General features: G+C 59.7%; 14 protein-coding genes. 5 read left to right on the forward strand and 9 right to left on the reverse strand.

Annotated features, from left to right (window positions below):
- Window positions 1-245: 245 nt before the first annotated feature.
- Entirely contained in the window at window positions 246-440 is a 195-nt protein-coding gene (gene csrA / locus AC1DLB_RS07865) for a carbon storage regulator CsrA (protein WP_007938114.1), read from the reverse strand.
- A 250-nt stretch (window positions 441-690) separates the two neighbouring features.
- On the opposite strand from csrA, the gene AC1DLB_RS07870 reads away from it, so the two are divergent.
- Window positions 691-1,056 (forward strand): SPOR domain-containing protein, encoded by a 366-nt coding sequence (locus AC1DLB_RS07870; RefSeq protein WP_477744439.1) that lies wholly within the window; start codon window positions 691-693, stop codon window positions 1,054-1,056.
- 95 nt (window positions 1,057-1,151) lie between these two features.
- Here the strand turns inward: AC1DLB_RS07870 and AC1DLB_RS07875 are convergent, their stop codons facing one another.
- From AC1DLB_RS07875 to ftrA, 5 genes are all read right to left on the reverse strand, one after another.
- On the reverse strand, window positions 1,152-2,615 hold the full coding sequence (locus AC1DLB_RS07875) for a GDL motif peptide-associated radical SAM/SPASM maturase (RefSeq protein ID WP_305412005.1): 1,464 nt from the start codon (window positions 2,613-2,615) through the stop codon (window positions 1,152-1,154).
- A 170-nt stretch (window positions 2,616-2,785) separates the two neighbouring features.
- Window positions 2,786-3,367: a DUF1842 domain-containing protein gene (locus tag AC1DLB_RS07880; protein ID WP_018928079.1), complete on the reverse strand. Its 582-nt coding sequence runs from the start codon at window positions 3,365-3,367 to the stop codon at window positions 2,786-2,788.
- 54 nt (window positions 3,368-3,421) lie between these two features.
- Window positions 3,422-4,057: a DUF1842 domain-containing protein gene (locus AC1DLB_RS07885; RefSeq protein ID WP_477744440.1), complete on the reverse strand. Its 636-nt coding sequence runs from the start codon at window positions 4,055-4,057 to the stop codon at window positions 3,422-3,424.
- Between the two features lie 41 nt (window positions 4,058-4,098).
- Complete coding sequence (locus AC1DLB_RS07890) at window positions 4,099-4,287, reverse strand: DUF1843 domain-containing protein (RefSeq protein ID WP_477744441.1); 189 nt, start codon at window positions 4,285-4,287, stop codon at window positions 4,099-4,101.
- A gap of 258 nt (window positions 4,288-4,545) precedes the next feature.
- Window positions 4,546-5,517, reverse strand: a complete 972-nt coding sequence (gene ftrA / locus AC1DLB_RS07895) for a transcriptional regulator FtrA (protein ID WP_019649323.1) — start codon at window positions 5,515-5,517, stop codon at window positions 4,546-4,548.
- A 101-nt stretch (window positions 5,518-5,618) separates the two neighbouring features.
- On the opposite strand from ftrA, the gene AC1DLB_RS07900 reads away from it, so the two are divergent.
- On the forward strand, window positions 5,619-6,053 hold the full coding sequence (locus tag AC1DLB_RS07900; RefSeq protein WP_477744443.1) for a rhodanese-like domain-containing protein: 435 nt from the start codon (window positions 5,619-5,621) through the stop codon (window positions 6,051-6,053).
- 92 nt (window positions 6,054-6,145) lie between these two features.
- On the opposite strand, the gene AC1DLB_RS07905 is transcribed toward AC1DLB_RS07900, so the two are convergent.
- Window positions 6,146-6,820, reverse strand: coding sequence for a type 1 glutamine amidotransferase (locus AC1DLB_RS07905; RefSeq protein ID WP_477744444.1), 675 nt, complete (start codon window positions 6,818-6,820; stop codon window positions 6,146-6,148).
- Between the two features lie 321 nt (window positions 6,821-7,141).
- On the opposite strand from AC1DLB_RS07905, the gene AC1DLB_RS07910 reads away from it, so the two are divergent.
- The 3 genes from AC1DLB_RS07910 (at window position 7,142) to AC1DLB_RS07920 (ending at window position 10,001) form a co-directional block, all read left to right on the forward strand.
- Entirely contained in the window at window positions 7,142-7,921 is a 780-nt protein-coding gene (locus tag AC1DLB_RS07910) for an ABC transporter substrate-binding protein (RefSeq protein WP_018928073.1), read from the forward strand.
- A 121-nt stretch (window positions 7,922-8,042) separates the two neighbouring features.
- Window positions 8,043-9,155: a succinylglutamate desuccinylase/aspartoacylase family protein gene (locus tag AC1DLB_RS07915; protein ID WP_064617001.1), complete on the forward strand. Its 1,113-nt coding sequence runs from the start codon at window positions 8,043-8,045 to the stop codon at window positions 9,153-9,155.
- A 129-nt stretch (window positions 9,156-9,284) separates the two neighbouring features.
- Window positions 9,285-10,001, forward strand: coding sequence for an alpha/beta hydrolase (locus AC1DLB_RS07920; protein ID WP_349746651.1), 717 nt, complete (start codon window positions 9,285-9,287; stop codon window positions 9,999-10,001).
- Between the two features lie 11 nt (window positions 10,002-10,012).
- On the opposite strand, the gene AC1DLB_RS07925 is transcribed toward AC1DLB_RS07920, so the two are convergent.
- Window positions 10,013-10,600, reverse strand: a complete 588-nt coding sequence (locus AC1DLB_RS07925; protein WP_477744445.1) for a DcrB/PsbP domain-containing protein — start codon at window positions 10,598-10,600, stop codon at window positions 10,013-10,015.
- A gap of 108 nt (window positions 10,601-10,708) precedes the next feature.
- Window positions 10,709-11,491: a hypothetical protein gene (locus AC1DLB_RS07930; protein WP_457326973.1), complete on the reverse strand. Its 783-nt coding sequence runs from the start codon at window positions 11,489-11,491 to the stop codon at window positions 10,709-10,711.
- Window positions 11,492-11,736: the final 245 nt, after the last annotated feature.

Here is an 11,736-nt window from a genome sequence, read left to right on the forward strand (position 1 = left end):
GCTAATGGTCGTGGCGGCCACGGGCATGGCGCGTGGTGTGACGTTTGGTTAACCGGGCAGGGGAGCGCTCTTTCTCGCTGCAAATCCGAAACGTCTGACAGTCATGGCAGGAGCCAGGGCAGTAGTATCGGCTCCGTGTTGCGATGGCATCGCAAAGAGAGACGGAGCGCAGAACGATGCGGCACTTGAATCTTAGCCAGCCGTTACTCGAGGCAGAATGGGCTGGCTACTGACTGCAGCAGGATTCAGGGCGTTTGCGGCTTGTCCGGGGCGGTCAGGCCAGCCTGGATGCGTTGATAAATTTCTTCGCGATGCACCGCAACGTCTTTCGGGGCGTTGATGCCAATCCTGACTTGCTGGCCGCTAACGCCCAGGATGGTGATCGTAATGTCATCACCGATGTTTATGCTTTCACCGACTTTGCGGGTGAGTATCAGCATGGTTTTCTCCTTGATTGCTTTGTAGGGCACCTGATTCGGACAGTGCAGAGGTCGGTATTAGATATAGATTAGTGCGAAGTTTCACGGTTTGGGTGCCTCTTTCTGACGCGCAGATGCTGCATTAATTCCCAAGGTGTAACTATACAGAGGCCGCCACCATCATTCTCGTTGTTTTGAGCCCATTTTGCGGCACTCGGGATGGATCCATGGATGTTAAAATCGCCGCTTTAAGCATTCGGAGGAAAGCGTTGTGCGCAAAATGGTCTTGGTAATCGCGGTACTGACGCTGGCCGGATGCGGTGAGGATAAAGGGGTTGACGCTCAAAAGCCGCAACCGGCAGTCGCCTCCGTCCCCGCGGCGGTAACGGGCCCGCAGTGGGACGTCGAAGTGCGTGGCGAGACCCCCCAGGCGGTCAGTGACCTGAGCGGTTGGTTGATTGAGCACAGCTTCGTTCCCAACATCGTGAAGGAAAATGGAAAGGTTCGTATTCTGGTCGGGCCGTTCGGCTCGCAAGCCGAGGCGCAGGCGAGGCAAGCTGAAATAACGGCGGCGCTGACCCGGGCGAAAAAAATGAACATCGAATCGCTGATCGTCGAACACCCAACGGCTCAGTAACCGTCCTTTTCGCAACGCGCAGACCCGCATGCCGGGTGATGTGCCAGGGAAGCGATCTGCGAGGTCGCTTCCCTGATGATGCGTCGGCATAAACGTTACATCAAATTATTTTGCGGCAATCCCAGCAGGCTGGTCAGAGTGTTGATGATCGCTTGTTGCCGGGCACGGTCTGTCTGGTGCACGGCTTCCGCGGCGGCGACATCAGCATCGCAGTGGGGGCACGTCACTTCGTGTGCATGGATGTACTGCAAGCAGCCACGACACAGCGCCAGTTGCGGTGGAATACGTCCTTCGTCAGGCGATTTCTGGCCCTGGTTCGCCCAGGCCAGTTTGATCACCTGGCCGCTGTCGCTGACGCTGTTCACCTTCTCGCCGGTATCGATACGCTCGGTAATCAGATCAAAACGTCCGACGGCGAAGGAGGTTTTTGCCGCATCCTCGAGCTTGACGATGCGCTCGCGTAGCCCGCGTTTTTGCAGGTCCAGCGCGCGGTAATGGCAGTAGGGATTATTGCCGGGTTTGCCAAGCAGGGAGTGCGAGGTCCAGGTGCAGCCGCCACGGCAGACGTCGTTGTAGTAACAGCCTCGGCAGTAGCCCCACAGGTCGTCGACCGACCGCAGGCGGCCAAAGTGCATGCCTTCGCTGTAATGCCAGATATCGTGCAGGCTCATGTTGCGTACGTTGCCGCCCGAAAATCCAACCGTGGCCAATGACGGGCAACCCTTTACCGTGCCGTCGGCTTCCAGCGCCAGCACGGTCTGGCCGGCGGCGCAGCCGCTCCAGTGCACGCGCTCGTCGCCGAAGCCACGCCACATGTGCTCGTAAGGGCCGTAGTAACCGATGTTGTTGCCCACGTTCATCAGCAGGCCGCGATCAACCCCTTCGCGGTAGAGGCGCGCCAGCAACGGCATCACTTCCAGCAGTTGGTAGGGTTGCAACAGCAGCTCCGGGTGATCGACGGCATTGCCCATGGCGACCGTCAGCTGGATCTGCCAGTGAGTGGCGCCGAGGTCGATGATCAGGTCCATCAGCTCGGGCAAGTCGGGCAACGTGGCCGCGCCGATTTGTGTGTTGACGCTCACCGCAAGCCCGGACTGTTTGGCGCGTCGCAGGGTGTCCACCGCCTTGTCGAACGAGCCCGGAACATTGCGCACTGCGTCATGCAGTGGGGCCAGTCCATCCAGTGACACACCGACGCCATTGAGTCCGGCGTCCACCGCTGCCTGCATTTTCGCGGGCGTCAGGTTGCGCCCACCGGTTTGTATCGCGCAATACATGCCGTGATCGTGGATAGCCTGGATCAGTTGGGTCCAGTCCTTGCGCAAATAGGCTTCACCGCCGATCAGGGTGATCTCGCGGGTGCCGAGTGCCGCCAGGGAATCGATAACGTCCAGGCACTCCCGGGTGTTCAGTTCATCGGGGCGTCGATGGCCGGCGCGTGAGCCGCAATGCAAGCATTTGAGATCGCAAGCCAGAGTGATTTCCCAGACCACATGCACCGGCACGTAGCGTTTGAGGTCGGTTTCACTGAGGTAGCGGGCAGGGCGACTGTCTGACATGGGAAATCCTTGCGCACCAACGCGTGCGCGGCACGAATCCATCGAAGTGTTCGCGCCTTCCTTGAGTCAATGGCGCGACCGGATTTACCTTTTGTTGTTGGTCTATAGCGCGGAGTCTGTGGGAGCGGGCTTGCCTGCTCCCACAGGGGGGTGCGCTTAACTGCCCGGGGTTAGCGGGCCTCCAGGCGGGCGATTTCAGCGTTCAACTGCTCCAGAGCGCTGCGCAGGGCACCGCTGTTGGCCAATTGCTGTTCACCCTGGCTTACCACGGACTTCAGTTGCGCCAGGTCACCGCTGGTTTGCGCCTGCTGTACCGCGACGGCATAGAGCGGCACCGCATGGTGCGGATGCTCTGGGCGCTCAATCACTGGAGCCTGGCTGACAGCTGCGTGTTTCACGTAATGCCAGATACCCTGGTCCTGGTACTTGTAGTCGACATAACCGCTCGCCCAGTCGGCGCCTAAAATGCCTTTCAAGCCGAAAGTTTGGGCGATCTGGCTGAGAGGGCCGCTCGGGCTGCCCGCCAAGGTGAGGATGATGTGGTTTTCGGCCGTCGGCACCAGTTTGGCCTCGGAGTATTCACCCCATACACGGGCACGGAAGTTGAGAGGCGGATAGGTGCTTTGGAAAATGCTGGCAACCCCGCTGACTTTTTTCTTTACGGTATCTACCAGCAGATCCAGGGTTAAAACCGGTGCGCCCAATAGGTGACTACTGACATTCAGGCGGGTATGAAAAAGTCCGATTGACATGGTGCTACTCCCTTATTTGTATTCAGGACAACTCGGGCATGTTTCGTGAGCGGGTCAGCGGCGTTCCTGCCGGCTGATTTCGCCCTTGGCCGTTTCAAGCGCGCTCTGCAGTTGGGGTTGCTGATCCAGTTGTTGTTGGGCCAGGCGGGCCAGGTTTTTCATCTGGGCCAGGTCACCGCTGGCAATGGCACTTTGAATCGGTGCGGCGTACAGCGGCATGATCGGTGGATAGGCTGGAATGACCGGGCCGGGCTCCAAAGGCACTGATTTATAAGCGTTGGAGGGTACCGCCTCGACAAGATGAGCGGGAGCAGTGACCTGGACCCACCGTTCACCATTGAAGTACTCGTAATTGGCGACACCTTCTCTCCAGTCGCTATCGACCACCAGATGCAACTTGAAATTCACGATTGAGTTCGAGCCTGGGCCGCCGTTATTACCTTGAGCAGTGATCAGGATCTTGCTGACGCCAGGGCTCATGACCGTCAGGTAGGTGTATTCGCCCCAGACATCGGAGTGYACATCCAGTGGTGGGTTAGTGGCCTGAGTAATTTCGGCAGTGCCGCTTACCGTTTGATCTGGGGTAAAAACCAGAAGATTGAGTGCCAGGTTTTGTGCGCCGGCGGCCGAAGTGCCAATTCGGTAGCAGAGTGGGAACAAGCCGACAGGTTGCTGATTAGAACCAGACATAATTATTGCCTCCATTGCAATAAGGGGCGCGGAAATAGCTATCAGTGCTTTTCCAGGCGTGCGATTTCCTTAACCAACTGCTCGTAAGCAGTGTTTAGCTCTTTATTTTCTGGTGTGGATGCATCGCGTTGTTTCAACAGCGTCTTCATTTGCGGCAGGTCGCCTGCCTTGATCGCGCCTTGGATGGCCACCCCATAGGGGGGCATGCTATGGCGAGTTGAACTGCTCATAACGACTCCTTCCGTGGTATTTGCGGGCACWGCTGTCATCAGCAGTTTTTGCAGTTAAGCAGGCGCCGATAAATATGCAATGGGCTGTGCAAGAGTAATTTTTAATATCGTTTTATTTATCGCGGCGGGTGAGCAGTCGAGATATTTGATATTAAGATTGGCGATAAGTTAGTGCGATTCCTCATGAGTCCTTATTGTTTTTATCGCCATTGATGAAGAATGATGGGGCGGTCTGTAACGCCTCTGGACTGAGATGATTCAAACAGCACTGACCTTGCGCCCGAACCGTTCCCGATATACCGAAGGCGGCACGCCGACCACGCTGCGAAATGCCACCCGGAAACTCTCCACCGAGCGATAACCGCAGTGCTGGGCAATCTGGTCAGTGTTTTGATTCGTGCTCTCCAGCAGCTCGCGGGCCCGGGCCAGGCGTTCATGCTGCAGCCACGCTTTGGGCGGCATACCGCTGGCTTCGGTGAACCGCCGCAGGAACGTGCGCTCACTCATGGCCGCCTCGCTGGCGAGGTCGCGAACCTCCAGTGGTTCATGCAGACGTTCCCGCGCCCACTGCATGACCCGCGACAGATCGCTGCGCGGCGTCGGGCTGACCGGTGACGGAATGAACTGTGCCTGGCCGCCGGTGCGTTGCGGCGACATCACCAACCGCCGGGCCACCGAGTTGGCCACCTGCGTGCCGAAATCCCGCGCGACCAGATGCAGGCAGGCATCGATGCCGGCGGCGCTGCCTGCCGAAGTGATCAACTGGCCCGAATCGACATACAGCACGTCCGGATCCACCAGAATGTTCGGGAAGCGCTCGGCCAGTTCAGCGGTGTAGCGCCAATGGGTGGTGGCGCCGTGACCGTCCAGCAAACCGGTGGCCGCCAGTACGAATACCCCGGAACAGATCGACAGCAGCCGCGCGCCTCGGGCATGAGCCTGACGCAGGGCTGCGAGCAAGGGCTCCGGCACCGGTGCGCTGCGGTCGCGCCAGCCGGGGATGATGATGGTTCGGGCGCGCTCAAGCAGTTCCATCCCGCCGTCGGCCAGCACCTGAATGCCGCCCATGGCGCGCATCGGCCCTTGGTCGACGGCGACGATGCGGTGCTCGTACCAAGGGAAATCGAACTCTGGCCGCGCCAGGCCGAAGATCTCCACGGCAATGCCGAATTCGAAGGTACAGAGGCCGTCGTAGGCCAGAATCGCGACTAAACCTGGGGTGGGCTGCATTTGGCGGAAAATTCCCGGTGAGTGTCTTGTGCGCCACTGTAGCGGCAAGGCCGGAGCAGATAAAGTTTTCTCACACCCACTGAGACTTTGGAGTACAGCCCATGCCTAGCCTGGTTCGCGAGATTCCCGCAGCCCCGTCCGCCATCGCCCTGATGCACTTCAGCAATCGTCTGACCTTCGAAACCGATTGTTCCGACGTCTACAGCAGCCAAGAGGCCGGCGAGGTGGATTTTGTTCTGGTGGACGTGCGCGGACCGTTGGCGTTCGAACGCGGACATGTGCCAGGCGCGATCAACATCCCGAGTCGATTGATCACAGCTGATGGCTTGGCGGCCTATCCGAAGTCCACGCTGTTTGTGGTCTATTGCGCCGGACCTCACTGCAACGGCGCCAACAAGGCCGCGGTGAAACTGGCGGCGCTGGGTTACCCGGTCAAGGAGATGATCGGCGGGGTGACCGGGTGGCTGGATGAAGGGTTTGAGTTGAGTGTTGCGGTTGCTCACACCGCCAAGACAGTCATTGGTTGTGAATGCTGACGTTCAGATACAGGTGATCAAATGTGGCGAGGGGGCTTGCCCCCGTTGGGTCGCGAAGCGGCCCCAAACCAGTCACTGCGATCCCCAAGGATTTACGACTGCTTCGCAGCCGAACGGGGGCAAGCCCCCTCGCCACTGGATACTGTCCACCATCCATCCAGCGTCACCCGCAACCAGTCAAACACCGTTGCATAAGCGGCGCTGTCTTGCGGCTCCCGGGGCAACGGTGATTCCTCGCCAAAGTGCTCATTGAGGATCGCCACCGATTCAGCATTCCATTCCGGGTGGAACTGCAACCCCACCCGCGTCGGGCCAACGCGATACATCTGCTGCTCACAAACCTGGCTGCTGGCCAGCAACTGCGCAGAGGGCGGCAGATCGATCGCGTCTTCGTGCCATTCCAGCACCTTCAGCGTCTGGCCATCGGCAAAGGTCACGGTAGTCCAGCCGGTTTCGGTGTGAGCCATCCGCCGCACATTGCCGCCCAGGCTCAGCGCCAGCAACTGCGCCCCCAGGCAAATCGCGAACACCGCCGCGCCCTGATCCAGGCTGCCCGCCAGCCACTGACGCTCTGTTTCCAGCCATACCGGCCCGGCACCTGATTCATAAGGCCCACCCAATAGAATCAGCGGTGTCGCGCTCACCGACGGCAACTGACCGAGGTCGGCGCGAAACACGTTCAGGGTAATGCCTCGGGACCGGGCCCATTCGGCAATGGCGCCGGGGCCTTCGGCAGGATGGTGCTGGATCAGATTCAGCGCGGGCATCACGTTTCTCTTGTGGGGGCGGTTGGCGGGTCAATGTGAGGCAAAAAAAGGTTCATCGCCAGTGCGACTCTTCGATCGGATCAGTACCCGAAAATGTGTAGGTTTTGTCTGAAGCAAAGGATTGTCCTACAGTCCTTGCACCACCTCGGAGCACACTTCAAGTGCGTCGAATCCCTCGGCTTCTTTTTTATAAGTATTTGTCGCCTAAACACAATTTGCCCTCCTGTAGCCGCTCTAGACTGCCGGCCACTTCGGTCTTCACTAGCCGAAAGTTGCCAATCGAAAGCTGCCAATAAAAGCCTCCGCACACAGGAGTTATAAATGAAGAAGCGAGTGATGTTCGGTGCCCTGGCACTGTCGATGTTGTCCCTGACCGCCGTGGCCGAAGACGCCAAACCGATTCGCCTCGGGATCGAAGCCGGTTACCCGCCATTCTCGATGAAAACCCCCGACGGCAAACTCACCGGTTTCGACGTGGACATCGGTGACGCGCTGTGTGAACAGATGAAAGTGAAGTGCACTTGGGTCGAGCAAGAGTTCGATGGCCTGATCCCGGCCCTGAAGGTCAAGAAAATCGACGCGATCCTGTCGTCCATGACCATCACCGACGACCGCAAGAAGAACGTCGATTTCACCATCAAGTACTACCACACCCCGGCGCGCTTCGTGATGAAGGAAGGCACCAACGTCAAGGATCCACTGACCGAGCTCAAGGGCAAGAAAGTGGGTGTACTGCGCGCCAGTACCCACGACCGCTTCGCCACCGAAGTGCTGGTGCCGGCCGGCATCGACCTGGTGCGTTATGGTTCCCAGCAGGAAGCCAACCTGGACATGGTTGCCGGTCGCCTTGACGCGATGCTGGCCGACTCGGTCAACCTGGACGACGGTTTCCTGAAAACCGACGCCGGTAAAGGTTTCGCATTTGTTGGCCCGACCTATGAAGACGCCAAGTACTTCGGCGGTGGTGCCGGTATTGCCGTGCGCAAGGGCGATAAAGAGCTGGCAGACAAATTCAACACCGCCATCACTGAAATTCGCGCCAACGGCAAGTACAAGCAAGTGCAGGACAAGTACTTCAACTTCGATGTTTACGGCCATTAATACGCCGTAGAGAAGTGGCCACCGTGGATGCGGTGGCCATTTTTTCATGCTGGACTTTGTGGGTGCGGGCAGGCTTGCTCCCACAAGAATGGCCTCATCGCACAGATATTCAGGAGTCCCCATGCAACGCATCGATCATTCACTGCCCTGGAGCCATCTGGGGACTGAACGCACGCTCAGCGTGTTTCGTTATGGCGCGGGTACTCGCAAGGTTTACATCCAGGCCAGCCTGCACGCGGACGAACTGCCGGGCATGCGCACCGCCTGGGAACTGAAGAAGCGTCTGGCCGAGCTCGAAACCCAGGGGCAACTTCAGGGCATTATCGAACTGGTGCCGGTAGCCAATCCCATCGGCCTCGATCAGCACCTGCAAGGCAGCCACATGGGTCGCTTCGAATTGGGCAGCGGCAAGAACTTCAACCGCTCGTTCGTTGAACTCAGCGCACCGGTGGCTGAGTTGATCGGCGATCAATTGGGTGGTGACGCCCAGGCCAACATCGTACTGATTCGCCAGACCATGGGGCAGGTGCTCGATGGTTTGCCGGCACCGCTTTCGCAATTGGAAGCCATGCACCGCTTGCTGCTGCGCCACGCCTGCGAGGCCGACATCACCCTCGACTTGCATTGCGATTTCGACGCGGCGATTCACCTGTATGCCTTGCCGCAGCATTGGCCGCAATGGCGCTCCCTGGCGGCTCGCCTGAAGGCCGGGGTGGCGTTGTTGTGTGAGGATTCCGGCGGCAGCTCTTTCGATGAGTCGTGCTCTACGCCGTGGTTGCGCCTGGCACGGGCCTTTCCCGAGGCAGCGATCCCGCCGGCCAACCTGGCGACCACGCTGGAGCTGGGCAGCATGGGCGATACACGGGTCGATCAGGCCCAGGCCAACTGCGAGGCGATCCTGGGGTTCCTCGCCGAACAGGGTTTCATCACCGGCACCTGGCCGTCAGCGCCAAGCGAATGTTGTGAGGGCCTGCCGTTCGAAGGCACCGAGTACCTGTTTGCACCGCATCACGGGGTGGTCAGTTTCCTGCGCAATTCAGGTGAATGGGTGGAGCGGGGCGACGCGTTGTTTGAAGTAGTCGATCCATTGAGCGACCGGGCCACCACCGTGTGCGCCGGAACCAGCGGCGTGCTGTTTGCCATCGATCGCGGACGCTACACGCAACCGGGCACCTGGCAGGCGAAAGTCGCCGGACGTGAGCCGATCCGGGTCGGGAAACTGGTCAACGACTGACGTCTCGACGCGATTCAACATGTAGGCGCTGCCTCTTGCGGGGGCGCGGTGCATCAGAGGGAAACGGTGCATCGGCGGGAAGAGATGTTAGGCTCTGCCCCGAATCCTGCGCGCTGTGAAGGAAGGTTTATGTTGAAGTTTCTCGCTCTGCTCACGCTCCTGGCGTCCACCGCCGTCCACGCTGAAATCCCGCTACACACCGATCTGCCGCTCAAGTACCTGGAACAGGCCAACGTTGAATCCCGTAACCAGCCCTTGGTGATTTTCCTGCACGGTTACGGCAGCAACGAGCAGGACCTGTTCGGCATCAAGGATGAATTGCCGCCGCAGTACACCTACCTGTCGGTGCGGGCGCCGATGACGTTGGAAGAGGGCAGTTACCAGTGGTTTCGCAAAAAGGGCGAGGGCGCCTATAACGGCGAGACTGACGACCTGAAAACCAGCCGCCAGGTGCTGCTGGATTTCGTCGCACAAGCGGCAAAAAAATATCACACCGAAGCGGACAAGGTTTTCCTGGTGGGCTTCAGCCAGGGCGCGATCATGTCCTATGAAGTCGCGTTGCGTCATCCCGAGGCGGTGGGCGGCATTGCGGCGTTGAGCGGGCGCATTCTGCCGGTGCTCAAGTCCGAACTCAAACCGGATGAAAAACGCCAGCCGCTGGCAATTTTCATCGGTCATGGCACCGCCGACAAACGCCTGCCCTACACCGACGGCACTGAGGCCGACAGCCTGTTGCAAAGCCTGTCACTCAAGCCCGAGTTCCATGCCTACGAAGGCGTCGGCCACAGTATCAGCGCCACCGAGATGCAGGATTTGAGCGCCTGGTTGCAGCGCCTCAATCCCTGAGCCGGTCGGGTTTATTTGCCGGTGATGATCTGGTTCACCAGCGTTTCGTGGCCGGTTTTGTCGTTGGGGCGGGAGATGACCTGAATGATGGCCATGCGAGTGCCAGAGGCGGCCATCAGCGAGGTGTCGAGGGTCATGCCGCCGCCTTGGGTGGCGGTGCTGTCGATCTGTCGCAGGCCCAGCCCCGTGCTTTTCTGGGTCAGGCTTTTTTCGCTCAGCTTGTTGAAGTCCGGCAAGGCGTTGCGTTGCTCGGTGGCGAAGGCGGACACGGTGGCGTCGAGGAACTCACCGTCGTTGTCCTTGACGTTGGCGCCGCCGGGAATGGTGTTTTCAGCGGCAATCACCACGGTTTTAGTGGTCTGGTTGGTGTACATCGTGCCCGTCGCCCCGGCGGTACCGGTGGCCGCGTCGCCGGCCGGCAGCGGATTGGCGATGAAGCCCTTGGGCAGGGTGAAGGTGAACTTGCCGCCGAGCATCGAGACCTTCTGGGTCGGCGCTTTGTCGCTGGTAGTGGCCTTGGCCGCCTGCGCATTCAAGGCCCCCATGCTGGCAGCCGCTGTCAGCAGCAGAACAACGGCTTTTTTACTCAACAATGACATTCAAACTCTCCGTGGGATGGTCGCGCTATGACGGCGATCATCCCATGGATTGCGATTTGTAGCAGCAGCCTCGCAAGCTCGACAGCTGCTACACAAGGCGTGTGGTGATCATCGTTGCCGTTCGTTGAAACGATAAGGCGCCGGGCGCAATGCCCGTTGTTTAGTCACCAACAGCATCCCGAGCGAGGCGCCTATCCCCAATGCAAATCCCATCCAGCCGAACCTCGGCAACGCCAACGCCAGCACCAGACAAAACGCCGCGAACGAATACATCCCGGTTGCCGTGGCCCTGAGCAACGCCGCCGTAAACGCTGGCCCGCGAGTCTGCTGGGAAAACACCGCCATCACACTGCCCAGCACCGGGAACACTGCGAGCAATCCGCTCCAGCGCTCGCCGACGGTGCTGGCCAGCAGCGTCACGGCCAACGTGAGCAGGGCGCCAGCCATCATGCGCAGCAGCAGTTTGTCGGATTTGGGCGCCGGGCCTGAAACGACGGGTTGCACCGAGGGAAACAGGTACGGCGCGGCCAGCAACGCGGTGGCGGCGGCGATCACCGAGAGCGCCAGCGATGGCGGGATCAGCGACAGCACAACAGCCACCGACGCCCAGACCAGCAGCGCCATCGTTAGCGCCCACGGCCAGCTCAAGCGTTGTGCGACCTGGGCATACGTCACGCAGAAGGCAATCATCGCGAACATGGCTGACAGCGCCGCCGTTGCCGCTTGAGCGGCGAACACATGGCCTTGCTCGATGGCGAGGAACAACAGAATCGGCCCGACCACCACCGGCAACCCCGACAGCCAACCAGCCACGCTTGGTCCCCAGCGTTTACCGGCCAGGGAAATCAGCAGCAGAAACCCCGGGATCACCAGCAGCTTGAGCATCAGCACGCACGCATCTCCATTTGTGTGTGCCGGTCACGTTAGCATTGCGGGCGATGGATTGCTTAAGGCGGTCTCTGCGCAAGCGTTGAGCGCCTACACCCGGGTGCGCGAAACGTCTAAGCTGCGCGCTCCCACCTGTTGACGGATGCTTGCGTGAAATTCAGTTTGCCCAAAGTCGGCACCGCGCCGTTTTGCCCACCGGAAGTGGCCGGCACGGTTGCCGTTGACCCTGGTGCTTCGTTCTACAAGCG

The organism is Pseudomonas sp. 05N434, from assembly GCF_056396965.1.

Coding starts and splice junctions, on each gene's coding strand:
- csrA (WP_007938114.1), bottom strand. CDS start 440: ATGCTGATACTCACCCGCAAAGTCGGTGAAAGCATAAACATCGGTGAT.
- AC1DLB_RS07875 (WP_305412005.1), bottom strand. CDS start 2,615: ATGTCAGACAGTCGCCCTGCCCGCTACCTCAGTGAAACCGACCTCAAA.
- AC1DLB_RS07880 (WP_018928079.1), bottom strand. CDS start 3,367: ATGTCAATCGGACTTTTTCATACCCGCCTGAATGTCAGTAGTCACCTA.
- AC1DLB_RS07890 (WP_477744441.1), bottom strand. CDS start 4,287: ATGAGCAGTTCAACTCGCCATAGCATGCCCCCCTATGGGGTGGCCATC.
- ftrA (WP_019649323.1), bottom strand. CDS start 5,517: ATGCAGCCCACCCCAGGTTTAGTCGCGATTCTGGCCTACGACGGCCTC.
- AC1DLB_RS07900 (WP_477744443.1), top strand. CDS start 5,619: ATGCCTAGCCTGGTTCGCGAGATTCCCGCAGCCCCGTCCGCCATCGCC.
- AC1DLB_RS07905 (WP_477744444.1), bottom strand. CDS start 6,820: ATGCCCGCGCTGAATCTGATCCAGCACCATCCTGCCGAAGGCCCCGGC.
- AC1DLB_RS07910 (WP_018928073.1), top strand. CDS start 7,142: ATGAAGAAGCGAGTGATGTTCGGTGCCCTGGCACTGTCGATGTTGTCC.
- AC1DLB_RS07915 (WP_064617001.1), top strand. CDS start 8,043: ATGCAACGCATCGATCATTCACTGCCCTGGAGCCATCTGGGGACTGAA.
- AC1DLB_RS07920 (WP_349746651.1), top strand. CDS start 9,285: ATGTTGAAGTTTCTCGCTCTGCTCACGCTCCTGGCGTCCACCGCCGTC.
- AC1DLB_RS07925 (WP_477744445.1), bottom strand. CDS start 10,600: ATGTCATTGTTGAGTAAAAAAGCCGTTGTTCTGCTGCTGACAGCGGCT.